General features: G+C 30.2%; 27 protein-coding genes, 2 tRNA genes and 2 rRNA genes (1 of these 31 cut by a window edge). 24 read left to right on the top strand and 7 right to left on the bottom strand.

The genetic code is table 11. From position 1 onward, the window contains the following. The 4 genes from J1C67_RS05095 to J1C67_RS05080 all read left to right on the top strand — a co-directional run. Positions 1–1917, top strand: a 23S ribosomal RNA gene (locus J1C67_RS05095) (it extends 991 nt beyond the left edge of the window). 89 nt (positions 1918–2006) lie between these two features. Continuing rightward, positions 2007–2123: ribosomal RNA gene (gene rrf / locus J1C67_RS05090) — 5S ribosomal RNA — on the top strand. Positions 2124–2128: 5 nt separating this feature from the next. Then, positions 2129–2204 (top strand) — tRNA-Phe (locus tag J1C67_RS05085). A gap of 5 nt (positions 2205–2209) precedes the next feature. Further along, positions 2210–2283: transfer RNA gene (locus J1C67_RS05080), tRNA-Cys, on the top strand. A gap of 52 nt (positions 2284–2335) precedes the next feature. On the opposite strand, the gene J1C67_RS05075 is transcribed toward J1C67_RS05080, so the two are convergent. Beyond that, complete coding sequence (locus J1C67_RS05075; RefSeq protein WP_167866854.1) at positions 2336–2803, bottom strand: VanZ family protein; 468 nt, start codon at positions 2801–2803, stop codon at positions 2336–2338. A gap of 340 nt (positions 2804–3143) precedes the next feature. Here J1C67_RS05075 and J1C67_RS05070 point away from each other — a divergent pair, with 340 nt between their 5' ends. After that, complete coding sequence (locus J1C67_RS05070; RefSeq protein WP_089968958.1) at positions 3144–3833, top strand: SanA/YdcF family protein; 690 nt, start codon at positions 3144–3146, stop codon at positions 3831–3833. A gap of 197 nt (positions 3834–4030) precedes the next feature. Beyond that, on the top strand, positions 4031–4531 hold the full coding sequence (locus J1C67_RS05065; RefSeq protein WP_167866855.1) for a cupin domain-containing protein: 501 nt from the start codon (positions 4031–4033) through the stop codon (positions 4529–4531). Positions 4532–4670: 139 nt separating this feature from the next. On the opposite strand, the gene J1C67_RS05060 is transcribed toward J1C67_RS05065, so the two are convergent. After that, positions 4671–5591 carry a S66 peptidase family protein gene (locus J1C67_RS05060; protein WP_207713919.1) on the bottom strand — a complete coding sequence of 307 codons (921 nt, stop codon included), beginning with the start codon at positions 5589–5591 and terminating at the stop codon, positions 4671–4673. A 143-nt stretch (positions 5592–5734) separates the two neighbouring features. Continuing rightward, positions 5735–6685 carry a magnesium transporter CorA family protein gene (locus tag J1C67_RS05055; RefSeq protein ID WP_089968963.1) on the bottom strand — a complete coding sequence of 317 codons (951 nt, stop codon included), beginning with the start codon at positions 6683–6685 and terminating at the stop codon, positions 5735–5737. 293 nt (positions 6686–6978) lie between these two features. Between J1C67_RS05055 and J1C67_RS05050 the strand changes: the two genes are divergently transcribed. Beyond that, positions 6979–7476: a hypothetical protein gene (locus tag J1C67_RS05050; protein WP_167866856.1), complete on the top strand. Its 498-nt coding sequence runs from the start codon at positions 6979–6981 to the stop codon at positions 7474–7476. Between the two features lie 35 nt (positions 7477–7511). Here the strand turns inward: J1C67_RS05050 and J1C67_RS05045 are convergent, their stop codons facing one another. Continuing rightward, entirely contained in the window at positions 7512–8663 is a 1152-nt protein-coding gene (locus tag J1C67_RS05045) for a M20 family metallopeptidase (RefSeq protein WP_167866857.1), read from the bottom strand. Between the two features lie 144 nt (positions 8664–8807). Between J1C67_RS05045 and J1C67_RS05040 the strand changes: the two genes are divergently transcribed. The 7 genes from J1C67_RS05040 to J1C67_RS05010 all read left to right on the top strand — a co-directional run bounded on the left by J1C67_RS05040 (position 8808) and on the right by J1C67_RS05010 (position 12478). Continuing rightward, entirely contained in the window at positions 8808–9017 is a 210-nt protein-coding gene (locus J1C67_RS05040) for a sigma factor G inhibitor Gin (RefSeq protein ID WP_089968971.1), read from the top strand. 15 nt (positions 9018–9032) lie between these two features. Further along, complete coding sequence (locus J1C67_RS05035; protein WP_089968973.1) at positions 9033–9713, top strand: dTMP kinase; 681 nt, start codon at positions 9033–9035, stop codon at positions 9711–9713. 74 nt (positions 9714–9787) lie between these two features. Then, positions 9788–10117: a cyclic-di-AMP receptor gene (locus J1C67_RS05030; RefSeq protein ID WP_089968975.1), complete on the top strand. Its 330-nt coding sequence runs from the start codon at positions 9788–9790 to the stop codon at positions 10115–10117. A 20-nt stretch (positions 10118–10137) separates the two neighbouring features. Next, positions 10138–11070: a DNA polymerase III subunit delta' gene (locus J1C67_RS05025; protein ID WP_167866858.1), complete on the top strand. Its 933-nt coding sequence runs from the start codon at positions 10138–10140 to the stop codon at positions 11068–11070. Positions 11071–11072: 2 nt separating this feature from the next. Continuing rightward, entirely contained in the window at positions 11073–11978 is a 906-nt protein-coding gene (locus tag J1C67_RS05020; RefSeq protein WP_167866859.1) for a PSP1 domain-containing protein, read from the top strand. 13 nt (positions 11979–11991) lie between these two features. Then, complete coding sequence (locus tag J1C67_RS05015) at positions 11992–12195, top strand: heavy-metal-associated domain-containing protein (RefSeq protein ID WP_089968982.1); 204 nt, start codon at positions 11992–11994, stop codon at positions 12193–12195. Between the two features lie 112 nt (positions 12196–12307). Then, positions 12308–12478, top strand: a complete 171-nt coding sequence (locus J1C67_RS05010; RefSeq protein ID WP_089968984.1) for a DUF362 domain-containing protein — start codon at positions 12308–12310, stop codon at positions 12476–12478. A 250-nt stretch (positions 12479–12728) separates the two neighbouring features. On the opposite strand, the gene J1C67_RS05005 is transcribed toward J1C67_RS05010, so the two are convergent. After that, positions 12729–13364 (bottom strand): MBL fold metallo-hydrolase, encoded by a 636-nt coding sequence (locus J1C67_RS05005; protein ID WP_167866860.1) that lies wholly within the window; start codon positions 13362–13364, stop codon positions 12729–12731. Positions 13365–13725: 361 nt separating this feature from the next. Here J1C67_RS05005 and J1C67_RS05000 point away from each other — a divergent pair, with 361 nt between their 5' ends. From J1C67_RS05000 to J1C67_RS04990, 3 genes are all read left to right on the top strand, one after another. After that, positions 13726–16167: an ATP-dependent Clp protease ATP-binding subunit gene (locus tag J1C67_RS05000; RefSeq protein ID WP_089968990.1), complete on the top strand. Its 2442-nt coding sequence runs from the start codon at positions 13726–13728 to the stop codon at positions 16165–16167. A 166-nt stretch (positions 16168–16333) separates the two neighbouring features. Beyond that, complete coding sequence (gene trxB / locus J1C67_RS04995) at positions 16334–17275, top strand: thioredoxin-disulfide reductase (RefSeq protein WP_167866861.1); 942 nt, start codon at positions 16334–16336, stop codon at positions 17273–17275. Then, the gene (locus tag J1C67_RS04990; protein WP_089968995.1) at positions 17275–17502 is read left to right on the top strand and encodes a glutaredoxin family protein; all 228 of its coding nucleotides are present in this window, start codon (positions 17275–17277) and stop codon (positions 17500–17502) included. The genes trxB and J1C67_RS04990 overlap by 1 nt, the downstream gene beginning before the upstream one ends. Before the next feature lie 133 nt (positions 17503–17635). Here the strand turns inward: J1C67_RS04990 and J1C67_RS04985 are convergent, their stop codons facing one another. Continuing rightward, the gene (locus J1C67_RS04985) at positions 17636–17863 is read right to left on the bottom strand and encodes a glutaredoxin domain-containing protein (protein WP_089968996.1); all 228 of its coding nucleotides are present in this window, start codon (positions 17861–17863) and stop codon (positions 17636–17638) included. Between the two features lie 169 nt (positions 17864–18032). Here J1C67_RS04985 and J1C67_RS04980 point away from each other — a divergent pair, with 169 nt between their 5' ends. The 5 genes from J1C67_RS04980 to disA all read left to right on the top strand — a co-directional run bounded on the left by J1C67_RS04980 (position 18033) and on the right by disA (position 22578). Beyond that, a complete protein-coding gene (locus J1C67_RS04980) occupies positions 18033–18176 on the top strand; it encodes a hypothetical protein (RefSeq protein ID WP_185170479.1) in 144 nt (47 codons plus the stop codon). A gap of 146 nt (positions 18177–18322) precedes the next feature. Continuing rightward, entirely contained in the window at positions 18323–19045 is a 723-nt protein-coding gene (locus J1C67_RS04975) for a GntR family transcriptional regulator (RefSeq protein ID WP_089968999.1), read from the top strand. Further along, on the top strand, positions 19042–19773 hold the full coding sequence (nagB, locus tag J1C67_RS04970; RefSeq protein ID WP_167866863.1) for a glucosamine-6-phosphate deaminase: 732 nt from the start codon (positions 19042–19044) through the stop codon (positions 19771–19773). The genes J1C67_RS04975 and nagB overlap by 4 nt, the downstream gene beginning before the upstream one ends. Before the next feature lie 217 nt (positions 19774–19990). Then, positions 19991–21376: a DNA repair protein RadA gene (gene radA / locus J1C67_RS04965; RefSeq protein WP_089969004.1), complete on the top strand. Its 1386-nt coding sequence runs from the start codon at positions 19991–19993 to the stop codon at positions 21374–21376. Positions 21377–21513: 137 nt separating this feature from the next. After that, complete coding sequence (gene disA, locus J1C67_RS04960) at positions 21514–22578, top strand: DNA integrity scanning diadenylate cyclase DisA (RefSeq protein WP_089969007.1); 1065 nt, start codon at positions 21514–21516, stop codon at positions 22576–22578. Between the two features lie 60 nt (positions 22579–22638). Here disA and J1C67_RS04955 read toward each other — a convergent pair whose 3' ends face one another. Further along, positions 22639–23037, bottom strand: coding sequence for a nucleoside triphosphate pyrophosphohydrolase family protein (locus tag J1C67_RS04955; RefSeq protein ID WP_089969009.1), 399 nt, complete (start codon positions 23035–23037; stop codon positions 22639–22641). A gap of 289 nt (positions 23038–23326) precedes the next feature. On the opposite strand from J1C67_RS04955, the gene J1C67_RS04950 reads away from it, so the two are divergent. Then, positions 23327–24439, top strand: a complete 1113-nt coding sequence (locus tag J1C67_RS04950; protein WP_089969012.1) for a PIN/TRAM domain-containing protein — start codon at positions 23327–23329, stop codon at positions 24437–24439. Between the two features lie 15 nt (positions 24440–24454). Further along, complete coding sequence (gene ispD / locus J1C67_RS04945) at positions 24455–25123, top strand: 2-C-methyl-D-erythritol 4-phosphate cytidylyltransferase (RefSeq protein WP_089969015.1); 669 nt, start codon at positions 24455–24457, stop codon at positions 25121–25123. Positions 25124–25435: the final 312 nt, after the last annotated feature.

The following is a 25435-nucleotide window of genomic DNA, read 5'->3' as shown; positions in this document are numbered from 1 at the left end:
TGATAAGATCCATGGTCGAAAGGGAAAAAGCCCAGATCGTCAGCTAAGGTCCCAAAGTGTAAGTTAAGTGGAAAAGGATGTGGGATTTCAAAGACAACTAGGATGTTGGCTCAGAAGCAGCCATTCATTGAAAGAGTGCGTAATAGCTCACTAGTCAAGAGATCCTGCGCCGAAAATGTCCGGGGCTCAAACTTACCACCGAAGCTACGGGCTTGTATTTAATACGAGCGGTAGAGGAGCGTCGTAATCGGGCTGAAGTCGTACCGTAAGGAGCGGTGGACTGATTACGAGTGAGAATGTTGGCATTAGTAGCGAGATGTAAGTGAGAATCTTACAGGTCGAAAACCTAAGGTTTCCTGGGGAAGGCTCGTCCGCCCAGGGTTAGTCGGGACCTAAGCCGAGGCCGAAAGGCGTAGGCGATGGACAATTGGTTGATATTCCAATACCACTACAATCGTTATTATCGATGGTGTGACGGAGAAGGATAGGATGTGCTAGCGAATGGAAATGCTAGTCTAAGCGTTTAGGGAGTTAAGGTAGGCAAATCCGCTTTAACAATTCTGAGGCGTAATGGGGAAGGCCTTTTAGGCTGAAGTATCTGATTCCATGCTTCCAAGAAAAGCATCTAGAAAGAGAAGTAGTGCCCGTACCGCAAACCGACACAGGTAGGTGAGGAGAGAATCCTAAGACCATCGGAAGAATTGCAGTTAAGGAACTAGGCAAATTAACCCCGTAACTTCGGGAGAAGGGGTGCCTGCGAGAGCAGGCCGCAGAGAATAGGCTCAAGCAACTGTTTAACAAAAACACAGGTCTCTGCTAAAGCGTAAGCTGATGTATAGGGGCTGACTCCTGCCCGGTGCTGGAAGGTTAAGGGGAATGCTTAGCGCAAGCGAAGGTGTGAACTTAAGCCCCAGTAAACGGCGGCCGTAACTATAACGGTCCTAAGGTAGCGAAATTCCTTGTCAGGTAAGTTCTGACCCGCACGAATGGAGTAATGACTTGAGCACTGTCTCAACTGCAAATCCGGCGAAGTTGTAGTGCGAGTGAAGATGCTCGCTACCCGCGATTGGACGGAAAGACCCCGTAGAGCTTTACTGTAGCTTAGCATTGAATTTCGGTATTGTCTGTACAGGATAGGTGGGAGACTGGGAAGCTAGGGCGTTAGCCTTGGTGGAGTCATCCTTGGGATACCACCCTGACAGTACTGAGGTTCTAACTGGACGCCATGAAACTGGTGACAGGACATTGTTAGGTGGGCAGTTTGACTGGGGCGGTCGCCTCCTAAAAAGTAACGGAGGCGCTCAAAGGTTCCCTCAGAACGGTCGGAAATCGTTCGAAGAGTGCAAAGGCAGAAGGGAGCCTGACTGCGACACCTACAAGTGGAGCAGGGACGAAAGTCGGACTTAGTGATCCGGTGGTACCTCGTGGGAGGGCCATCGCTCAACGGATAAAAGCTACCTCGGGGATAACAGGCTGATCTCCCCCAAGAGTCCACATCGACGGGGAGGTTTGGCACCTCGATGTCGGCTCGTCGCATCCTGGGGCTGTAGTAGGTCCCAAGGGTTGGGCTGTTCGCCCATTAAAGCGGCACGCGAGCTGGGTTCAGAACGTCGTGAGACAGTTCGGTCCCTATCCGTCGCGGGCGTAGGAAATTTGAGAGGAGCTGTCCTTAGTACGAGAGGACCGGGATGGACCGACCTATGGTGCACCAGTTGTTCCGCCAGGAGCATCGCTGGGTAGCTAAGTCGGGACGGGATAAACGCTGAAAGCATCTAAGCGTGAAGCCTCCCTCAAGATGAGATTTCCCATAGCATAAGCTAGTAAGACCCCTTGAAGAACACGAGGTTGATAGGTCAGAGGTGTAAGTATGGCAACATATTTAGCTGACTGATACTAATAGGTCGAGGGCTTGACCAATTTACAATAATTCATGTGCAATTTTCAGAGAACAAAACTCTGATAAAAAAATAATAAGAGACTAAATCTATGATTTAGGATCTAAACCATCTGGTGATGATGGCGTAGAGGAAACACTCCTTTCCATTCCGAACAGGAAAGTTAAGCTCTACAGCGCTAATGGTACTGCACGGGCAGCTGTGTGGGAGAGTAGGACGTCGCCAGGTCAGATGGCTTCATAGCTCAGTTGGTAGAGCAGTGGATTGAAGATCCACGTGTCCTAGGTTCGATTCCTAGTGAAGCCACCATTTACGGCGCTATAGCCAAGCGGTAAGGCATAGGTCTGCAACACCTTGATCCCCAGTTCAAATCTGGGTGGCGCCTCCATACTAAAAAACCTACAAGTTTAACTTGTAGGTTTTTTTATTATATAAAGAAATTATTCGCAACATAATTTACTAATTAATTTATAAATAGTAATACCTAAAGTACAACCTAATGTATTTAAAATAATATCATCAATATCTAATACACCAACATTTAGAATAAATTGACCAATCTCAATACAAATTATAATAAATATACACAATAATGATGTATTTAATAACTTGCAAGATTTCCTAAATAATAATGATATAAAAAAGCCTAAGGGTAAAAAGGTAATAATATTTCCTAGAAGATTTATAAATATTACTTCAAAAGTATATTTACCATTATTTAAAAGAAATTCAGTAATAGTCTTAAATGGATAAAAATTATATCTACGTATACTTTCATAACTACGATATGGACCTATGAATACCTCCCAAATCATTAAGCACGAATACAAGAAGAAAAAAATATATAAACCTATAAGAATTTGTTCTTTTTTTTGATGAAATAAATTTCTAAATTGTTTTAGTATCATAAAATCCTCCTATAAAGTAATATTTTCAATGAGATTGACATTATAATTTTATAACTACCAGTAAACATATATAATAATATTACTATATAGTGGATAAAAATTATAGATTAAGTAAATTTTATTGTAAATAATTTTTATTTAAAGCATATATTGTTGTACGTAACTTTATTTTCATTGATAGGAGTTAAAAAACTATCGTGCTTAGGATGTCATAGTTTTTAGATGTTTTTAAATTTAAAGTATATTACTATATAGACCTTTAATTATTTTGTAATATTTAATATAATATTTTGATGTATAATATTAATAAAAGAGTAGTTAAGGGGGGGAATATATAAAGATGAATAAGAAAAAGAAGGTAATAAAGCATATGATTATAAGTGTTGTTATACTGATTTTTATATCTGTAGTTGGAGCTATAGCTGCAATAATGATAGTTCAAAAAAATGGACAGAAGAATATTACAACCATAGAATCACTTAATCAAAATGCAGATGCAATAATTGTATTAGGTGCAGGCGTTAAAGATGATGGGTCTCCCTCAGATATTTTAGAAGATAGATTAAAGACTGCAATTGAAGTGTATAATTCAGGAGTATGTAGTAAATTTATTTTAAGTGGAGATCATGGAAGAGAAAGTTATAATGAAGTAAGTGTAATGAAAGAATATATAATAAATAATTGTGATGTAGAAGAAAAAAATGTTTTTTTAGATCATGCAGGTTTTTCTACCTATGATAGTATTTATAGGGCTAAGGATATATTTGAAGTAGAGAATGCAATAATAATAACAAATGAGTATCATTTACCAAGAGCTTTATATTTAGCTAAAAAGATGGGGATTAATGCAAATGGAATATCTTCTGATATAAGAAACTATTTGTTTATTGAATCTTATAAAAGTAGAGAAAAACTAGCTCAGCTTAAAGATTTTGTTTATATAAATCTACTAAAGCCAGAACCAAAGTTTTTAGGCGAATCAATACCGGTTAGTTCTAGCGATGGAAGCGAAACGGATGATGATATGTAGACAATACTAAGGTGAGGCATTTGAAAAAATGCCTCACCTTAGTATTGTGTATAATGAGCATTATTATTGAAATATAGAAATATTAACTATATAATAAATGTAAAAATACATATTTAAACTAAAGCACGTTTAAATAAATATAGGCTAGTATACTGATGAGATATTTATTTGAACGTCCTTAAGGAAGGAGAAATATTATGTTTACAGCTAATTATTTTATTGAAAAACTACAAATGAATGCACATCCTGAAGGTGGATATTATAAGGAGTGCTTTGCTTCTTCGGAAAACGTATCTTCTAGGGATTTAACAACTAAATTTGAAGGTGAGAGAATACTTTGGACTAGTATTTACTTTCTACTTAGAGATGGGGAATTATCTAACTTTCACAGATTAAAATCTGATGAAATGTGGTACTATCATTCAGGTTCTGCACTAACAATTTATATGATAAGCCCTGATGGTATTCTTACTACATCTCAGCTGGGATTAGACATTGAAAAAGGAGAAGTTCCACAGGTATTAGTACCTAAAAACTATATATTCGGATCGGCTATGAATAATGAAGGATATGCTTTAGTAGGATGTATGGTATCACCAGGCTTTGACTTCAAAGACTTTGAATTATTTGAAAGAAGTGATCTTTTAAATAGGTATCCAACTCATAAGGATGTAATAATAAAACTTACAAGGGAATAGGGTTGGCTATTATGTAATAAATACAAATAAAGGGAACTCTAATTAGAGTTCCCTTTATATATATTTCGAAATATTAAATTAGAAATCAAAATAACAGTCACAAAATAGAATAGCAAATTAATCTATTATTTATAGTGACTTATATAAAAATATTTTCGGATATAGTAAGTAATGAATTTTTTGAATCATAATATAAGTTGCATCCAATAGGAAGTGTAAGATTTGGATAACTATGTCCACAAGGGAAATTTTTAATTATAGGAATATTTAAGGGAAGAAGCTTTTGAGTAATAATATCTTCTAAAGTAAAGCTTTTTGAGTAATCAGGTAGTGTGCAATCTGTAAAGTGTCCAAGTATTATTCCATTACAACCTTTGAATTTGTTTGAATAAATCATTTGTGAAAGTAATCTATCAATAACATAAGGATTTTCATTTATCTCTTCTATTAATATAATAGAGTTTTTAAAGTTAACGTCATAAGGCGTACCTATGGCAGAGCAAATCATAGATAAATTACCACCCATAAGCCTACCTTTGAAATCTTTTTTATTAAGAATATTAATATTTCCTAATTTATTTAAATCGTAAGAAAAATCTTTATTAGAATCTGTTAGTATATTTATAAAGCTATCTTTAGTTAGAGGATCTTTAAAATTAGAATTAATCATGGGACTATGAAAAGTTGTAAAGCCACATTTGTTACTTATATAGTTTAATAATAGAGTTATATCACTATATCCACAAAATGGCTTAGGATGAGTTGTAATGATTTTAGTATTTAAACGTGACATTAATCGAACACTACCATATCCGCCCCTAAAACAGACTATAGCATCGACAAAAGGGTCTAAAAACATATCTGTTAAATCTTCAGCTCGTTCTGAATCGTTACCAGCTAAATAACCGTTGCATTTATAAATATGCTTTCCTTTCTTTATATTAAATCCTAAGGCTTCAAAAGCTAATATCTTTTCATTAATGAAGTTAGAATCACTTGGAGAGGCAGGGGCAATTATGCCTATAGTTCCTCCTGGAGTTACATGTTTAAGTTTTATCAAAATTTCACCTGCTTTATAGTATTTAGTAATATTTTTTATATACTTTATATTTAAATATATTACAAAAAAATATAAGCTAGTACTGAAGTACTAGCTTATATTAAATTCATTATTTAATTAAGTAATATTGAAAAATAATAAGACTAACTAAACATATCTTTTTTATATAATATTACTGCTGTTAAACCAGATAATACAAAAGTTATTGCAATTACTATTAAAAATGCATTTGGATCTTTGCCCCAATTAAAAGGCAATGGAGTATTCATACCAAAAATACCACTCATAATAGTAAATACAGACATTAAAATTGTAACAGAAGCTAAAACTTTCATAACTATATTTAAATTATTAGAAATAACTGATGCAAAGAAGTCCATTGTACTAGCAAGTATATTACTATAAATATCTGTCATTTCGATAGCTTGCTTATTTTCTATAATAACGTCTTCTAAAAGGTCTTTATCTTCTTCAAATTTTTGCATTAGTTCAAGCTTTAGCATTTTTTCTAAAGTAACTTCATTTGCTTTAAGAGACGTAGAGAAATAAACTAATGATTTTTCCAGCGAGTGAAGTTGTATTAATTCTCTATTTTTCATTGATTTATGAAGTCTTTTTTCAATCATTAAACTTTTTTTATCAATTTGACGTAAATATAGTAGATAGTAGGTAGAAATTTTATTTAGTATTTGTAATATAAATCTAGACTTTTTAAAGGAATAAAAAGATTTTACTTTACCATTAATAAAATCAGTTAAGACTTTACTATTTTTTAAACATACTGTTATAATTTGTGTTTCAGTATGAATAATAGCTAGTGGATAGGTATCGTAGGTAAGTGAGTTATCCTCCATTTCAGTAAAAGGTATATCTACTACAACTAATATACAATTATCTTCTATATCAATACGAGAAGTTTCCTCATCATCTAATGGTGCTTTTAAAAACGCTAAAGGAACACCGGTCTTCTTAGAAATGAGTATTAATTCTTCATCAGAAGGAGCTACAATATTAATCCAAGAACCGTTTTCTATTGTATCTAATACCTTTAATGAAGGCTCATTTTCATTAATGCTTTTATAAATTTGAATCATTTAATACACCTCCAAAATAATTATAATAACAATTATACTATTATAATCTTTATTGTAACAGAAACAAATAAAATTAATAATATACATGATGGAATTAGATTAATTTGTGAGATTAGTAGTAATATGAAGTAAATGAATAGATTCCTTTATAAATAGAGGATAACTTAAAACTAAAGGCTTATTTGAAGACTAATAGCTTATTTCAGCTATGGATAAAATATGAAATGATTAGTATAATCACAATATTGTTTTCAGATGGAATAAAAAATTTCTATATAGGAGGGCTCTACAATATGATGCATAGGGAAGTTGTTGCAAAAAAGAAGGTACCGGTGATTGCAATATCGCTTTTAGTTATTACGGTAGTATTATATTTATTTCAAGGCATTAAAAGTATAGGATTAGATGAACATATTATAGGTGATTTATTAAATACTGTATTATTGATAGTTGCTTCTATAGTTATATTAAAGGAATTTAGAGGGTGTAGTTTATCATATAAATATGCAATTATATCAGACAAGCTTATGGTAAATAAAATAAACTCTAAAAATGAAGAAAATTTAGAAAGTATTAAAATATGTGATATAATTTATGTTGGCAAAAAACGTCAAATACCTAAAGAATATTCAAATATAAAAAATACTAGAAATTATTTATGTAATGTGATTAGAGAAGAAACTTATTATTGTATTTATAAAAATAGTGGGAAAGTATTTAAATTTGCTTTTCAGCCAAGTGATAAATTTATTCAAACAATAATTAAACATAGTTGTTTATGTAATGAATAGCTTTATAAAAAAATAGACTTCCTTGTATAGGAAGTCTATTTTTTATAGAATTCATTTTTTACTTCACTTAAAAGGGTTTCCTGGGTAAGTATATCATATCCAGTAAAAGCTAAAGATAGTGCAGCTTTAGTACATTGTTCCATAGCGTGCTTTGAAATAGTGGATTCTGCAAACTCTTTAGTTCCATATTTAATATCGCGATCGCCTACAATTGAAATGTAGGGATGAATGCAAGGCACTGTTTTGCTAACTAAACCTAAACTTAGTCCAGCAGATATATCTCTAGGAGCATCTATATTTATAATTCCATTTTCTTTTAAGTTATGACTAAATAATCTGTTTAAAACTACGTTAGTTATTAATTCCTCATTTTCAGGCTCATAAAGAGAGATAGAATATTGAACTCTAATAAGCTTAGAAACATAAATTGCAATTTCCCTAAGTTTACTCTCCGCAATTTTTGCAACATCCATTTCTTTAGATCTTATATAGAATTTAGCTTCTGATTCTAATGGAATTAATAATGGTGTGGAACCTCCTTTAGACAAAATTGAGTTGATTTCAACATCTTCAGGAAAGCCTTTTAACAATGAATTTAATATGTTGAATGTTAAAAGAATACCATCTAAGGATGTGTATATGCCCTTATTTAAGAAGCTTAATCCATTATGACCTATATATTTTATGCTTAAGGGTATAATAGCGGAAGAACTACCACTTTCAGATGTAACTACATCTGGGTGAGCAAGCAAAACAACATCTATATCATCGAAAACACCTTGTTTTACCATTATAGATTTTGTTCCACCTAGGTACTCTCCAGGACAACCAATAAGGATTAAAGAACCACCTATTTTATCAATTATTTTTCCAAGTGCTAATGCAGCGGAAATTGATGTTGCTGTAAGTAAATTATGACCTGTTAAGTGGCCCTCTCCAGGAACTGCATCATATTCACATAAAAAACATACTTTAGGATAACCGGTACCTTTAGTCGCGCGAAAAGAAGTTGCTAAATTTAAAAAATTATTTTCTACATTGAAATTATATTTAGATAAAAAATCACTAATATATTTACAACTTTTAGTTTCTTTATAGCTATCTTCAGGATTATTGTATAGGTATTTACATAATTCATAAATATCATCAGAACAAGTAGATAAATAAGAAATCATTCCTTGTTTCATAGTATATCCTCCCTAAATTATTTTCTTTATTAATTTCCCCTTAAAAGTAAAAAAATATTTATTAATTATATATTTAACTAAAAGTATAAAATTTATTACAAAAGGTGAGAATTAAAAGTATAAAGATAAAAGGGGATGAGTTTTATGAAAATAAAAATTAAGGGTATTAAAACAGCTAATGAAGAAAATGTTTGTTATATATGTAGAAATGAAAAGGATAATGGTATAATAATAGGGAAAAGCTTAATTTGTAAAGAATGTGAAAAAAAAATTGTAAATACTGATGTTGAAAGTATTGAATATGATTTTTATAAAAATAAAATAAAAGAAGCTTTTTTAAATTTAGTTATATAGATATGAGGTAACATAATGAAAAAAGGAAAATTGATAATAGTAGAAAGTGGAACAGATGGTAGCGGAAAAGCCACTCAAGCACAAAAATTATATGATAAGTTAATATTACAAGGAAAAAATGTTAGAAAAATAACTTTTCCTAATTATAATAGTCCTGCTTGTACACCTGTAAAAATGTATCTAAGTGGGGAATTTGGAGAAAAGGCTGAAGACGTGAATGCATACGCAGCATCAACGTTTTATGCAATAGATAGATTCGCTTCGTTTAAAACGGAGTGGGGAGAATTTTATAATAATGGAGGCATTATTATATCTGATAGATATGTTACGTCTAATATGGTTCATCAAGCGGTTAAAATGACCAATAGTAATGAAAGAGAAGCATATTTAGATTGGCTATATGATTTAGAGTACAATAAATATGGGTTACCTATCCCAGATTGTGTGGTATTTTTAGATATATCTCCTGATATAAGTGAAAAACTTATGAAAGATAGAGCAAATAAGTTTACCGGGGAACAGGAAAAAGATATTCATGAAAGTGATAAAGAATATTTAGTGAATTGTTATAATAATTCGCTAGATATAGTAAATAAATATGGTTGGAAGAGAATTAGGTGTAATAAGGGTGAGATTCTAAGATCTATAGAAGATATTAGTGAAGAAGTATATGGATTAATAAAAGAATATATTTAATAAAATTTCCTTAAAATCTAATTTATTTATGCTAAAATATCATTAAAGTATTAGAATTAATGGAGGTAACTTTTATGAAATTAGTATTAGTAATAGTTCAGGATGATGATGCAATAGATTTAGTAGATGCTATAACTGAGGAAGGATTTAGAGTTACTAAACTTGCAACAACAGGAGGGTTTCTAAAAGCTGGAAACACTACTTTAATGATTGGTGTTGAAAAAGAAAAAGTTCAAAGTGTTATAGATGTAGTTAAATATGTATGCCAGAAGAGAAAACAAATAATAGCTACACCAACACCGATAACAGGCAATGGGGATATGTATATGTCTTATCCTATAGAAATAGAAGTCGGAGGAGCAACAGTTTTCGTAATTGATGTTGATCAATTTGTTAAAATATAAAAAGTAACGGAGATAGTGCAATGAGAAGTTTTATAGGACATAGTGATATAATTAATAGCTTTAAAAAAAGAGTTGCAAACAAAAGCCTTTCTCATGCACACCTTATAGTAGGGGTCGATGGTATTGGAAAAAGTAAACTTGCCCAATTATTTGCAGTGCAAATATTAGGGGGGGATTATACAAGACAATATGTAGATATAATGAATTATCGCCCAACAAAAGCATCCTTTGGAGTAGATGAAGTAAGAGAATTAATAACGGAAGTTAATAAAAAACCTTTTGAAGGAAATAAGAAAGTTATAGTAATTCATGAAGGTAATAAATTAACAATTCAAGCTCAAAATGCTTTATTAAAAACAATAGAGGAACCGCCAAGTGGTGTATTTATAATTATACTTTGTGAGAGTTTAGAGTTAATTTTAGATACAATAAAGTCAAGATGTCAAATATATAAATTAACACCTTTATCAAAAAATGAAACGACTGAATATATAAGAACTATTAAGAATAATGCTACAGAAGGTGAAATATTAGCTTCGCTAGCTTATAGTGAGGGTATTCCTGGAAAAGCAGAGAGATTTTTAATAGATAGTAATCTTAAGAACTTAAGACAATTATTATTGGACGTGCTAAGTGAAGCGAATAATGGAGCCGCAGATGTTTTGCTAAGACATGAAAATTTATTATTATCTTATAAAGATAATAAAGATGAAATACTTAATATATTAACTTCATTTATAAGGGATATAATGGTGTATAAAGAACTTAATGACACTAATTTAGTAATAAATGCAGATAAAATAGATAGTTTAAAAAAACTTGCAATAGGTATGTCGTATAAAAAACTAAATAAAATACTGGATAAAATAAGAGAAGCAAGAATAAATTTATTAAGCAATTCTAATTTTGCCATAACTATAAGGGTTATGCTAATTGGATTTATGGAGGGTTAATAATGATAAAAGTTGTAGGAGTAAGGTTTAAGAAAGCAGGTAAAATCTACTATTTTGACCCAAAAGAATTACATATAGAAAAAGAGGATTTTGTAGTAGTAGAAACAGCTAGAGGAATAGAGTTTGGAGAATGCGTTATAGGAATAAAGGAAATATCAGAAGATGATATAGTAGCTCCATTAAAGAGTGTTATAAGAGTTGCACAAAGGGAAGATATAGATAAACATAAAGAAAACAAAGTAAGGGAAAAAGATGCTTTATCTATATGTTTAAGTAAAATAGAAGACCATAAATTAAATATGAAATTAATAGATGTAGAGTATACTTTTGACAATAATAAAGTTATATTTTATTTCACAGCAGATGGAAGAGTTGATTTTAGAGAATTAGTTAAGGATCTAGCAACAATTTTCAAAACAAGAATAGAACTTAGACAAATTGGTGTTAGAGATGAGGCTAAAATGTTAGGTGGGCTTGGACCTTGTGGAAGACCTATGTGTTGTTCAACTTTTCTTGGAGATTTTACATCTGTATCTATAAAAATGGCAAAAGAACAGAATCTTTCATTAAATCCTACTAAAATATCAGGTATTTGTGGGAGATTAATGTGTTGCTTAAATTATGAGCAAAGTACTTATGAAGATATAAGAAAGAGAATGCCAAAGATAGGGTCAATAGTAGAGACAGAGGAAGGTACTGGAGAAGTAATAAATAATAATACTGTAAAAGAAAGTGTTAAGGTTAAAGTTAAAAGAGGTGATGAAGAAATAATTGAAGAGTTTAAAATCGAAAATATTACTCTTGTCACTGGACGATATGAAGATTATATAGACGAATCAGATATTAAATTGGAAATTGAATCATTAGAAGATAAAAGGCTGATGAAGAATATAATAAAAGATAATTAAGGGGGCAGACAGGGTGAAATCTTTAATAAAGGTTTATAACCTTAATACTAATGAAGATATTAATAATGTTAGAGAAGCTGTGGCAAGTAATGAGGGTGTTATTGCTTGCGAAGTTAATATTAGTAAGAAAGAAGTTAGTGTAGTTTATGATGATAGAGGCTTAAGTTTAGATGATATTATCAATTCTATTGAAGAAAAAGGATATAGTGTAGTTTAATGGTGGAGAATATATTTTAAGAAGTATAATTATATAAATTATACTAAAGTCTTTAAAAATATAAAACACTATGATAAAATAAAAAAGATATAAATATAGGAGGTGTTTTTTAATGGCATTTTTAATAGAAGATTCATGTGTAAACTGCGGTGCATGCGCTGCGGAATGTCCAGTTAACGCTATAAGCCAAGGTGATACACAATTTGTTATAGACGCAGATACTTGTATCGATTGCGGAAGCTGTGCAAATGTTTGTCCAGTTGGAGCTCCTGTCCAAGCTTAATAAACATAAAAACCGTCATTAATATGACGGTTTTTATTTTTTTATTTAAAAAAGTAGAATAAAATATTGATTTGTTATTTATTTAATACATAATAGTAAAATATTAACAAAAAATAGTGTGATATATTATTTATCTTAATATATATTATTAAAATCCGTAGTTATATAAATAACTACGGATTTTTTTGAACATTTATTAATAAGTATTGGAGATGAGCTTCTAAATAACCTGTTATTTGCTTTCCGATTTCTAAGGTGTAAGAATTATAACGGAATTACTATTGGTAAAAGATAATTCAGAAGTTTGAATAGTAGAGTTATTAACTTTAGTAATATTTTTCATACGGGAAATAAATTTATAAGGCCCATCTAAATAAGAGTGCTCTAGAGAGGTTTTATAAAGCATGGGTAGTATATATTTAGGGCTAATATTAATTGATAAAGTTGCAGCTTCTGATCCATCTAAAGAAAAATGACCACCTATAGGAATAAGTAAAAAATCTAAATCTTTTAATTTAGATATAAGTTCAGAATTTAGCTTATGTCCCAGAGTACCTAAATGACAAAACTTTAAGTTATCTATTTCAAAAATATAAATAATGTTATTTCCTCGTTTTAATCCTTTAATATTATCAGAGTAAGTAGTATAACCTTCTATAGATATATAATCATTGCTATATTTTGCACAAGAATTAATTATTTTACAATCTTTTGTTAGATAATCATTAGTATTATCTATATTAAGAGAATTGCTTAAAGTGATTAAGTCAGGTTTCAAATCGTATTTTATTATAGAAGAGTTTAAATCTATTGGATTAATTAATATTCTTTTGCCAGTAGAATTCTTAATTAAGAAGGTAGTGTTGCCAAACCATTTAATTTCCATAAAAATCTCCTTTTAATCATATTTACATATATGTATTTTTAGGAAAAATTTATAATATAATTCATGAAGAAAGAAAATATATATTTATAGTTAAAAATAACTATGGTTAAGATGTTATTTAAATGGCAATAATTTCAAATAAGAAGGTTTCAGAAAAAAACAAATCACTTATCAATATAATTATATAAAGTAATCAAAATAGATTAGGGTATTAATTAGATATTTTTTTGAAGATGTAAAAGAAGAATTATAGTAATTGTATGAAGGTTAGTAATATATCATAGTATATAGTATGGTATATTTTCAAATTCATTAAAAATGGTTTTATTAAACTATAGCAATAGGGTATGGAGGTAGAGAAATGATTTTTGGCAGGTTTACAGAAAGAGCTCATATTATAATAGGAGAAGCTCAAAAAGAATCTGAATATTTTAAACATGGATATATAGGAACAGAGCATATTTTATTAGGTATTTTAAATGAAGGGGGATATGCGTCTCAGGTTTTAAAAACAAAAGGGATAACTTTAGAAAAAGCAAAAAAAGTACTTGAAGAATATCTAGGATTCGGAGATGGGGAAATATCTATAGGAGAAATGCTTTTAACACCTAGAACTAAAAGGTTGTTTGATGATAGTTTAGTTAAGGCTAGGGTTTTTGATCATAGTTATATAAGCCCAGAACATGTGTTGTTAGCATTAATAGATGATGGCGAAGGTGTAGCATATACAATATTAACAAGATGTAAGGCTAACTTTAATGATATAAGAGAAGATTTAACAAAATTTTTAGCCGGAAAAGATTTCGAGGATATAAAATTAGAAAATAAGACTAATAAAAAGAGTAATAAAACACCAATGTTAAATCAATATGGAAGAGATTTAACAGCTATGGCAAGGGAAGGGAGATTAGATCCTGTAATAGGGCGAGAGAAGGAAAATCAAAGAGTCCTTGAAATTTTATGTAGAAGAGTAAAAAATAACCCTTGTCTTATAGGTGAACCAGGGGTTGGTAAAACAGCAGTAATAGAGGGGTTAGCCCAACGAATAGTAAATGGGGATATTCCTGAGATGCTTAGAGATAAAAAGATTATAACATTAGATTTAACATCTATGATTGCTGGTGCAAAGTATAGAGGTGAGTTTGAGGAACGATTAAAAAAGGTAATTGATGAGATTAGTAATAGAGATGATATTATTATATTTATAGATGAAATTCATACAATAGTAGGAGCTGGAGGGGCAGAGGGGGCTATAGACGCAGCTAATATATTAAAACCAGCTTTAGCAAGGGGGCAAATAAAATGTATTGGAGCAACTACAATTGATGAATATAGAAGGCATATAGAAAAGGATGCAGCGCTTGAGAGAAGGTTTCAGCCTGTTAATGTAGGAGAACCATCAAAAGCACAAACATTACAGATATTAATGGGGTTAAGAGATAAATATGAATCACATCATATGGTTAAAATAACTGATAAAGCTTTAAATGCAGCTGTAGAATATTCAGATAGATATATAACAGATAGATTTATGCCAGATAAGGCTATAGATTTAATGGATGAAGCTGCTGCAAAAGTAAGAATAGAAAAATTAGTAACCCCCCCAAGCCTTAAAGTTATAGAAGAGGAAATAGATACATTAATAAGAGCTAAGGATGAGGCTATACGGGGTCAGGATTTTGAAAAAGCGGCTACATTAAGAGATGATGAGAAAAAATTAAAGGTAGAGTTTAAAAAAATTAAAGATGCATGGAGTAAGGAAAGTATTACTATAAGACATATAGTTGACGAAGAAAATATTGCAAAGGTAGTTTCTATATGGACCAAAATTCCTTTAGAAAAATTAACTGAAAAAGAATCAGAAAGATTATTAAAATTAGAGGAAATTTTGCATAAAAGAGTTATTGGCCAAGTGGAAGCTGTAAAAGCTGTATCTAAAGCAGTAAAAAGGGCTAGAGTAGGCCTTAAAGATCCAAACAGACCAATTGGTAGCTTTATATTTTGTGGTCCTACAGGCGTAGGTAAAACGGAATTATCAAATGCTTTAGCCGAGGCTATATTTGGTGATGATAAAAGTTTAGTAAGATTAGATATGTCAGAATATATGGAGAAACACTCTGTATCAAGATTAATAGGATCACCACCAGGATATGTTGGATATGATGAAGGTGGACAATTAACAGAGGCTGTAAGAAGAAATCCTTATTCTGTAATACTATTGGATGAGATAGAGAAAGCTCATCCAGATGTATTTAATATATTGCTTCAAATAATGGAAGATGGAAGGTTGACAGATAGTAAAGGTAAAGTAATAAATTTTAAAAATACTATAATTATTATGACATCTAATATAGGGGCACACTCATTAAACAAGCAAAAAACAATGGGGTTTGCAAGGGAAGCCACTGGTGAAAATACAGAATATGAAAAAATGAAGGAAAATATATTGGAAGAAATTAAATCAGAGTTTAAGCCGGAATTCTTAAATAGAATAGATGATATAATAGTTTTCCATAAATTAAAAGAAAATGATGTATTACAAATAGTAAATATAATGTTAGAGAATACTATTAAAAGATTAAAAGAAAAAAAGATATTTTTAAAATTAGATGATGATAGTAAAAAATTCTTGGTAAATAAAGGTGCTGATACAACTTATGGAGCACGACCGCTAAGAAGGATTATAACTAGGGAATTGGAAGATAGGTTAAGTGAAGAAATGTTAAGAGGTGATATAAAAACAGGGGATAAATTGGATGTTTATTATGATGGGAAAAGCTTATGTTTTAAGCATATAGTATAGATCACACAATTGGAGAAATAATAGACTAGCAAATCTTACTAGTTATTTTAAAAAGCTCCCTAAGGTGTATTTTAAAAAAATATTACTTAAGAATCTATTGCAAAAAGTATATATGATATATATAATAGTATTAAGTTATACCCCTAGGGGGTAAGGAGGAACCTTTATGAGTAAAGAAATTAAGAATATTGAATTAATGATAATTGGCGGTGGTCCTGCTGGATTAACCTCAGCTATATATGCATCAAGAGCTAAACTAGAAATGATGTTGTTAGAAAATCAAATTCTAGGGGGCCAAGTAAGAAATAGTTATACAATTGAAAACTATCCAGGATTTAAAAAGATAACTGGACCAGAATTAGCAGATTTAATGCAACAACAAGCAGAGGAATTAGGGGCGACAATAGATGAATTCGATTCTATTGAAACAGTTGATTTTTCTGCTAATGAGAAAGTAATAGAAACTGAAGAGTATATTTATAAGGCTAAAGCTGTAATAGTTGCAACAGGAGCAAGTCCTAAGAAATTACCAATTCCAAGTGAAAATGAATTTGCCGGTAAGGGAATTCATTATTGTGCTGTCTGTGATGGAGCAATGTATGAAGGAAAAGTGATAGCTGTAGTTGGGGGCGGAAACTCTGCTTTAGAAGAGGCTATTTTCCTTACTAAATTTGCAAGTAAAGTAATTATGATAAGAAGACATGATTATTTTAATGGAGAAAAGGCTAATATTGATGAAGTTATGAATAATCCTAAAATTGAAGTTATGTTTAATGAAGACATAGTTGATGTTAAAGGTGCTGCTTTTGTAGAAAAAGCTATAATTAAAAATAGTAAGACTAATGAAGAAAAAGAAATTGAAGTTGATGCTGTATTTGGATTTGTAGGAACAGTTCCAATGACAGATATGTTTAAAGAGTATTTAAATATAACATCAAGTGGATATATTATTACTAATGAAAATATGCAAACAAATGTTGATGGTGTGTATGCAGCTGGAGATGTTAGAGAAAAGCAATTTAGACAAATTACTACTGCTGTGGCAGATGGTACAATTGCAGCATTAAGTGCAGAAAAATATATAGTAGAAGAAAGGAGAGAAATATAATGATTAAAATTTATTCAACATCATGGTGTCCAGCTTGTGTTAAGGCAAAAAGATTCTTCGAAATGAAGGGTTGGGAATATAATGAAATAAATGTAGCTGATAAGCATGAAGATAGAGAAGAAGTATTTAAAATTTCAGGACAAAGAACTGTACCGGTTATACAAATTTCTGAAGAAATTATTGTTGGATTCAATAGAAAAGAAATAGAAGCAGCAGTTGGGAAATAATTTTTTAGTATTCACTATAAGATTAAGTAATATTAAAAAATAGCATACCTTTGCTATTTTTTAAAATTCCTAAATACATAAAAAAGAAACTCATTAATTTGAGTTTCTTTTTTATGTATTTAATTTTGAAAAATTATTTTTCAAGGGCAGTTTCAATAGCTTTTTTATCAAAACCAATTATAATAGCACCGTTAATATCTAAAACTGGTACACCCATTTGTTTTGATTTGCTTACCATCTCTTCTCGAGCATCCATATTATCTTGAACATTTAGCTCTTCAAATAAAACCTCTTTTCCTTTTAAATAATTTTTAACTTTAACACACCATGGACAAGAATTTGTTGTGTATACTTTAACCATAATAATCACACTCCTTAAATAATAGATAACTATTATTATTTAATATTAATATTACAATATATTAATAATTTTTTCAATACATTATTAATATTTTTAATAAAGTTTATTTTAAATATTATATTCTATTTTAGACTATGATATTATAGGAATGAGGCATGTTAAAAGTTATTTGATAACATTTCCGTTATCTAAATTTGAGTTTAGTACCATGTTATCAAGAGAAGTTGGGATAGAGACATTTGATATATTAGCGGATAAATTTTTTTCTGCAGTGTCTTTAAGTATATTTTTAGAGGCAACATTAGAAAAATAATTGTTATAGATCAAAATATCAACTCCTTTAAACTTGATAAATTTATATTTTCCAAAAAAAATTTTTTTATACAATTTATAAAAAATTCATACAACTGGTCTAGACATCTATAACTATTATATATATAATAATAAGGAGGAGTAAGAATGATAGATAAAAGTAGTCCTATTCCTGTATATTATCAATTAAAAAATGATTTAATAATAAAGATATCACAAGGTATATGGAAACCGGGAGAATGTATAGCTAGTGAAAGAGAACTGTGTGAAATTTATGGGGTAAGTAGAATGACCATAAGGCAGGCTTTAGGTGAATTAGTTCAAGAAGATGTGCTTTTTAAAATAAAAGGTAAAGGTACATTTGTATGTGAACCAACAGTTAAACAAGAAGATATGATGAGTTTTACTGATATGATGAAACAAACAGGTAGGAATCTTAAAACTGAGGTTATCGAGTTTAATAAAATAAATACACCTGAACACTTAACTGAGATAATTTCCTTAGATAAAGTTTATATAATAAACAGAAAACGGATTGTAGATAATGAGTGTATAGCTGTAGAAAAAGTCTATATACCTGTTGATTATTGTGGATATATTGATGAGAAAATGCTTGAAGGTTCTTTATTTAAAATTCTTGAAGAATTTGGATATATGGTGGATCATTCTCAATCATCTATAGCAGCAGTAATTATGAATAGTGAATTAAAGGATTTATTTAAAGTAAGTGAAGCGGTTCCATTATTAAAAATGACAAGTAAAACATATACTCAAAAAGGCAAAATGATCTTCTTAGAAGAGTCAATTTATAGATCAGACAAGTTTGTATTGCAAGTTAATATTTCAATGAGAGAGGGGAAAATAAAATGAGATTAATAATCACAAAAAACTATGAAGAATTAAGCAAAGTAGCTGCAAATGAATTGGCTTCAATAGTAAAAGAAAAGCCAAATGCAGTATTAGGACTTGCAACTGGTGGTTCACCAATAGGGATGTATAAAGAGTTAATAAAAATGAATAAAGAAGGAAAGATTGATTTCTCAGATATTACTACAGTAAACTTAGATGAATATGTAGGATTATCAGGAGATCATGATCAAAGTTATAGATACTTTATGAATGCAAATCTTTTCAATCATATTAATATAAATAAAAATAAAACTTTCGTTCCAAATGGGTTAGCTGAAAATATAGAAGAAGAATGCAGACGGTATGATGCTAAGATACAAGCCCTTGGTGGAACTGATGTTCAATTATTAGGTGTTGGAAACAATGGACATATTGCATTTAATGAACCCGATGCAAACTTAGTAGCCGGAACCCATTTAACAAGCTTAACAGAAAACACAATAGAATCCAATGCAAGATTCTTTGATTCAAAAGCAGAGGTTCCTACGACCGCTTTAACTATGGGGTTAGGCGAAATAATGAAATCTAAGAGAATAATAGTTATAGCAAGTGGAGAAGGAAAAGCAGAAGCTGTTAAAGCTATGTTAAACGGAAAAATTAGCACTGACATGCCAGCATCAATGTTACAAATGCACAGAGATGTAATTGTTATAATAGATGAAGCGGCAGCGGAGTTGTTAAATAAATAATGAATTTATACTTTTTAAGAATATATTTATAAGAATTGGTACTATAATAAATAGTATCAATTTTTTTTTATAATAATAAGTAATTGTTTTTTGTAAAATTATTATGATATATTATTATATAGTAAAGTAATAATAAGGTATCTGAAAGAAATAATAGTCAAAGGTGTATATGGACTAGTTATTTAATGGAATATACCTAAGATCGGAAGGTTAAGGAATGGCAAAGATTAAAACTGTATTTATTTGTCAAGAATGTGGATATGAGACACCGAAATGGTTAGGGAAATGCCCAGATTGTAGTAAATGGAATACATTAATTGAAGAAGTAAAAGAAGTTCAAGGTAAAAGCAGTAGTTCTACTGCTAGATCTATTAATAAAAAACCAATTACAAAATTAGCAGATGTAATATCAAGTAAGAGCGATAGAATAGTTACAGGGATAAATGAGTTTGATAGAGTAATGGGAGGTGGAATAGTAAAGGATTCTATTACTATAATTACAGCAAGGCCAGGAGCTGGTAAATCTACATTGTTACTACAAGTTGCAGATAGTATAGCGAGAAAAGGATGTAAGGTTATATACGCATCTGGTGAAGAAAGTGATAGTCAGATAAAAAATAGAGCAGATAGAATACTTAATGATATAAATGAAAATATATGGGTAGTTCAAGAAACTAGTATGGATAATGTAGTAGATGCTATAAATGAAATAGATCCAGATGTAGTAATTATAGATAGTATTCAAACATTCACAATGGAAGCGTCACTACCGGCAAGAGCTGGTTCCCCTACTCAAACAATGGAGTGTGCTAATGAATTACTTAGAATCGCTAAAGGTGATAAGAGGCAAAGAGCGATTATAATAGTTGGACAAATGACAAAGGCTGATGAATTAGCAGGACTTAGGGCATTAGAGCATTTAGTTGATGCTGTTTTAATAATAGAAGCAGATACAGATGAAGAATTACGGGGGTTACTCGCATCTAAAAATAGGTTTGGAAGTACAGGAGAAATGGGGTTCTTTCAAATGAGTGAAAAGGGTATGATATCTATTGATAATCCTTCGGAGTTCTTTATGACAAAAAGAGATGATGGTGAAATAGTTTCAGGAAGTACATTAACTGTAATCAAAGAAGGTTCAAGACCTATAATTATGGAAGTTGAGAGTTTGGTTTCAAAAGCATTTACTCCATATCCTACAAGAATAGGAGAAACATTAGGTAAAGATAAGCTAAATACATTAATATCTATACTTGAACAAAGAGGTGGAATAAACCTTTATGAGAAAAATGTAATAATAAAAACAACTGGTGGTATGAAAATTAAGGAGCAAGGAATTAATCTGGCGGTAATTATGAGTATAGTATCGTCTATAAGAGATAAAGGTATAGAGTCAAATATTGCATTCATAGCAGATGTAGGACTTACAGGGGAACTTAAAAAGGTTCCTTCTTTAGAGGGTAGGGTTAAAGAACTTGGAAGAATGGGATTCAAAAAAGTATATGTTGCTAAGGATTCGTTTGCAACAGGCATTAAATTTGATAATATAGAAGTTATTGCATTAAAGACTTTAAATGAAGTTATATATAATGTATATAAATAATATATAAATATAATTGTTAGATTATTTGAAATATAGTATTATAATCTTTAGGAAGTAAATAGTATAAATTAAAAATTATTAATAAATAGAACTTAAGAAAAGACGTAAAGAGAGAATCTAATGGATTGGGTGAGTGTATGAGAATAAAAGACGATAAAGAAATAAAAAATATTTTGCAATTAATGAGTCCAGGAACGCAACTTAGAGAGGGTCTTGAAAATATACTAAGAGCTAAAACTGGCGGGCTAATAGTAATTGGGGATGGAGAAGAAATAATGGAACTTGTAGATGGCGGGTTTCATATAAATGCTGAATATAATCCGGCGTATGTTTACGAATTAGCTAAAATGGATGGGGCAATTGTTATAAGCAGTGATATTAAAAGAATAATATGTGCAAATACACAGCTATTACCTCAATCGACATTGACTACTTTTGAAACTGGAACTAGACATAGGACTGCTCATAGAGTGGCAAAGCAAACTGGTAATATAGTAGTTGCCATATCTCAAAGAAGAAATATTATAACTATTTATAAAGGTGAAATTAAGTATGTGCTTCAAGAAAGTAGCATAATACTCGCAAGAGCTAACCAAGCGGTTCAAACACTTGAAAAATACGTTAATGTTTTAGAACGAGTAATAAATAATCTTAATTTATTAGAATTTCAGGATTTGACAACACTATTTGATGTTGTTACAGCTATTCAAAGAACAGAAATGGTTATGAGAATAGTGGAAGAAATAAAGAAATATATAGTTGAACTTGGAAATGAAGGTAGACTTATATCAATGCAATTAAATGAATTGGTAAGATATATTGAAAGAGATGGTATATTACTGATAAGAGATTATTGCAAGGAAGGGCTAGATTACAATGAAATATATAATGATATTCAAAGGTTAAATTCAGAGGAATTACTTGATTTAGATTTAATAGTAAAGTACCTAGGTTATGGTGGAATATCGTTAGTTGATACATTAATATCGCCACAAGGATATAGAATAGTATTTAAGGTGCCAAGAATACCAACAACAGTAATTGAAAATTTAGTTAAACATTTTAAAGAATTAAAATATATAATAGAAGCTAGCACTGAAGAACTTGATAAAGTAGAAGGTATTGGGGAAGCTAGAGCTAGAGCTATAAGAAATGGATTAAGAAGAATAAAAGAACAAATATATTTAAAAAATGAGATTTAGCAAGAAATATTATATTTGAATGGGCATAAGAAGAGCAGATTGAATTTCAACCTGCTCTTCTTATCTAAATGTGAATTTGCCAAGGGTGTCTATTTTATTTTGTTCCTTAAGCAAAACGTCATAAAGGTTTATATCTATGCTATTACACAATGAAGTTAAATAAAATAATTCATTGCCAATTTCGCTTTCTATAATATCACGACAGTTATCACATAAAGTTCCATTTAGGTGACTTTCAAGAGTGTAATCAAATTCATTAAGTATTTCATTTTCTTCGTGTAGATTTTGTTTCTTAGCATTTATTTCAACACAGCCACAGTTTGTTACTGCTTTGGCTATGGCTCTATTAACTCTAGCACTGGATTCACTATATTTAGTCATTATATCTAATATGCTTTTATGTCTTAGTAGTGATTCACTTACGTTATTTTGAAAGTTATCAAAAATTATATCTTTCATTTGTATCAACTCCTTACTATTATTGGGATTGGTGTGTAATAATTAAAAAGGGCTTGGAAGAGTCTTGTTAATATCTCCAGCACAGATATTAATGTTAGTACTATAATAGCTAATTTGCAAAAAAAATTATAGGGGGTACAAAAAATTAAATAAAAATTAATTCGAAGGATTATTTATTTTAGAAAATATTTCAGTATGTTATAATTAATATAATTCTTATTATAAAAAATAAATAAAAGAGAATTATATTAGATATTTATGTCAATAATCAAATAAGGAGGTGAATTTTATGTTAAAGAAAGTATTAAGAGGTATTTTTACTATTATAGGCTTAGTAATTGGTTATATTGTGGGTTATGCTGTATTAAATAATCCAACAGTAAAAGAAGTTAATTTCCTATCAACAGCAGTGGGAACGGTATCATCTACTATTTTTATAATGTTAATTTTTGGCGTTATATTATTTTTAATTTCTCCACGCATATATAATTCAATATCAAATCTAATAGAGTATGCAGAAAAAAATATTCAAAAGCTAAGCGCAACAGAAATATTATATTCAGCAATAGGCATAATAATAGCCGTAGGAATAACATCGTTAATAGGGTATCCAATAAGAAAGATAAGCCAACTTTTAGATTCGGATTTAGGTGCGGCTTTAGGTTTGATAATTATTTTGTTATTGAATTTAGTTGCAGCTATTATAGGGGCAGATGTATTTATAAAAAAGAAAGATAGTATTTCAATGTTATTAAGTGGTCTAAAAAAAGGGACAGGGAAAGAAAAGAAACATAAACCTGTAGTTAAAACTATAGCTAAGATTTTAGATACATCGGTTATAATAGATGGAAGAATTTTCGATATATGTAAAACAGGATTTGTAGAAGGTCCTCTGGTTATTCCTAATTTTATACTAGATGAATTAAGACATATATCAGATTCGTCAGATTCACTTAAAAGGAATAGAGGGAGACGAGGGTTAGATATATTAAATAAAATTCAAAAAGAATTAGATATAGAAACTCAAATTTGGGAAGGTGATTTCCCAGAGATAGCTGAAGTTGATAGTAAACTTTTAAAATTAGCTCAAGTTTTAAAAGGAAAGGTAGTAACTAATGACTTTAATTTAAATAAAGTAGCGGAATTCCAAGGAGTTCCAGTACTTAACATTAATGAGTTAGCAAATGCAATTAAACCAGTAGTTCTTCCAGGAGAAGAAATGAAAGTTTTAGTAGTTAAGGATGGTAAAGAACCTACTCAAGGAGTAGCATATTTAGATGATGGAACTATGATAGTTGTAGAAGGTGGAAGAAAATTCATGGGATCGCCTTTAGATGTAATAGTTACATCAGTGCTTCAAACAGCAGCAGGAAGAATGATTTTTGCTAAACTTAAAGAATAAGTAGTAGGTGGAAATATGGTAAGTGCTATTATTTTAGCTGGTGGTAGAGGAAAAAGGATGGGTTCTGAAATCAGTAAGCAATATATAGAAATTAAAGGCAAGCCTATTCTTTATTATACTTTAAAGAAATTCATTGATTGTAAATCTATAGATAGTATTACTTTAGTTTTACCAGAAGATGAAATAGAGTATTGCAGACGTGAAATTTTAGTAAGATATTCGTTAAATATAGATAATATAGTTGCTGGGGGTAAAGAAAGGCAAGACTCTGTTTGTAATGGGTTGGAAAGTATGATTAATACAAATATTGTATTAATCCATGATGGCGCAAGGCCATTTGTTTCTAATAAAATTATTGAACAGGGAATAAAATTTGCAAAACTATATGGAGCAGCAGCTCCCGGAGTTACTCCAAAGGATACTATAAAAATAAAAAACAAAGAAAGTTTTTCTGTAGACACACCTAATAGAGAAAATTTAGTTGCAATTCAAACACCTCAGGTGTTTGATTTTAATACAATATTAGAATGTCATAAAAAAATAAAAAAAGATAATGTGGTTGTTACAGATGATACTATGGTAGTAGAGTTATATGGTAATAAAGTGTATTTATATGATGGTGATTATACTAATATTAAAGTTACAACACCGGAGGATTTAATATTAGCAGAAAGACTTGTTTAATTACGTGGTATGTTGACATAGTTTTAGCCAAAAGATATAATAAATTCAGTTAAAACTTAATAATAGTAAAGCAGTGAAGAAGAATAGTAGAAATCGGTATTCAGAGAGAAAATTCATAGGCTGTAAAATTTTCAATAGATTTTGAACCAAATTTTGAGTTGTAGGTAAAAACTATCGGTTTAATACCGTTATCATTTTAGAGAACAAATTTAGGTGGTACCGCGATATAAGTTCGCCCTAATTAATTATTAGGGTGGACTTTTTTTATTATCTAAATATATAAGAGTTTAAAAAAGTTTAAGACAGGTTATG

It is taken from the genome of Clostridium gasigenes, assembly GCF_017348895.1.
GTDB classification, from domain to species: domain Bacteria; phylum Bacillota; class Clostridia; order Clostridiales; family Clostridiaceae; genus Clostridium; species Clostridium gasigenes.
This window is presented reverse-complemented; position numbering and strand designations above follow the sequence as displayed.

Coding starts and splice junctions, on each gene's coding strand:
- disA (WP_089969007.1), top strand. CDS start 21,514: ATGAGAATAAAAGACGATAAAGAAATAAAAAATATTTTGCAATTAATG.
- J1C67_RS05035 (WP_089968973.1), top strand. CDS start 9,033: ATGAAAAAAGGAAAATTGATAATAGTAGAAAGTGGAACAGATGGTAGC.
- radA (WP_089969004.1), top strand. CDS start 19,991: ATGGCAAAGATTAAAACTGTATTTATTTGTCAAGAATGTGGATATGAG.
- J1C67_RS05005 (WP_167866860.1), bottom strand. CDS start 13,364: ATGGAAATTAAATGGTTTGGCAACACTACCTTCTTAATTAAGAATTCT.
- J1C67_RS04985 (WP_089968996.1), bottom strand. CDS start 17,863: ATGGTTAAAGTATACACAACAAATTCTTGTCCATGGTGTGTTAAAGTT.
- J1C67_RS05025 (WP_167866858.1), top strand. CDS start 10,138: ATGAGAAGTTTTATAGGACATAGTGATATAATTAATAGCTTTAAAAAA.
- J1C67_RS05055 (WP_089968963.1), bottom strand. CDS start 6,685: ATGATTCAAATTTATAAAAGCATTAATGAAAATGAGCCTTCATTAAAG.
- J1C67_RS04950 (WP_089969012.1), top strand. CDS start 23,327: ATGTTAAAGAAAGTATTAAGAGGTATTTTTACTATTATAGGCTTAGTA.
- nagB (WP_167866863.1), top strand. CDS start 19,042: ATGAGATTAATAATCACAAAAAACTATGAAGAATTAAGCAAAGTAGCT.
- J1C67_RS05040 (WP_089968971.1), top strand. CDS start 8,808: ATGAAAATAAAAATTAAGGGTATTAAAACAGCTAATGAAGAAAATGTT.
- J1C67_RS05030 (WP_089968975.1), top strand. CDS start 9,788: ATGAAATTAGTATTAGTAATAGTTCAGGATGATGATGCAATAGATTTA.
- J1C67_RS05065 (WP_167866855.1), top strand. CDS start 4,031: ATGTTTACAGCTAATTATTTTATTGAAAAACTACAAATGAATGCACAT.
- ispD (WP_089969015.1), top strand. CDS start 24,455: ATGGTAAGTGCTATTATTTTAGCTGGTGGTAGAGGAAAAAGGATGGGT.
- J1C67_RS05070 (WP_089968958.1), top strand. CDS start 3,144: ATGAATAAGAAAAAGAAGGTAATAAAGCATATGATTATAAGTGTTGTT.
- J1C67_RS04975 (WP_089968999.1), top strand. CDS start 18,323: ATGATAGATAAAAGTAGTCCTATTCCTGTATATTATCAATTAAAAAAT.
- J1C67_RS05020 (WP_167866859.1), top strand. CDS start 11,073: ATGATAAAAGTTGTAGGAGTAAGGTTTAAGAAAGCAGGTAAAATCTAC.
- J1C67_RS05045 (WP_167866857.1), bottom strand. CDS start 8,663: ATGAAACAAGGAATGATTTCTTATTTATCTACTTGTTCTGATGATATT.
- J1C67_RS04990 (WP_089968995.1), top strand. CDS start 17,275: ATGATTAAAATTTATTCAACATCATGGTGTCCAGCTTGTGTTAAGGCA.
- J1C67_RS05000 (WP_089968990.1), top strand. CDS start 13,726: ATGATTTTTGGCAGGTTTACAGAAAGAGCTCATATTATAATAGGAGAA.
- J1C67_RS04955 (WP_089969009.1), bottom strand. CDS start 23,037: ATGAAAGATATAATTTTTGATAACTTTCAAAATAACGTAAGTGAATCA.
- J1C67_RS05075 (WP_167866854.1), bottom strand. CDS start 2,803: ATGATACTAAAACAATTTAGAAATTTATTTCATCAAAAAAAAGAACAA.
- trxB (WP_167866861.1), top strand. CDS start 16,334: ATGAGTAAAGAAATTAAGAATATTGAATTAATGATAATTGGCGGTGGT.
- J1C67_RS05050 (WP_167866856.1), top strand. CDS start 6,979: ATGATGCATAGGGAAGTTGTTGCAAAAAAGAAGGTACCGGTGATTGCA.
- J1C67_RS05010 (WP_089968984.1), top strand. CDS start 12,308: ATGGCATTTTTAATAGAAGATTCATGTGTAAACTGCGGTGCATGCGCT.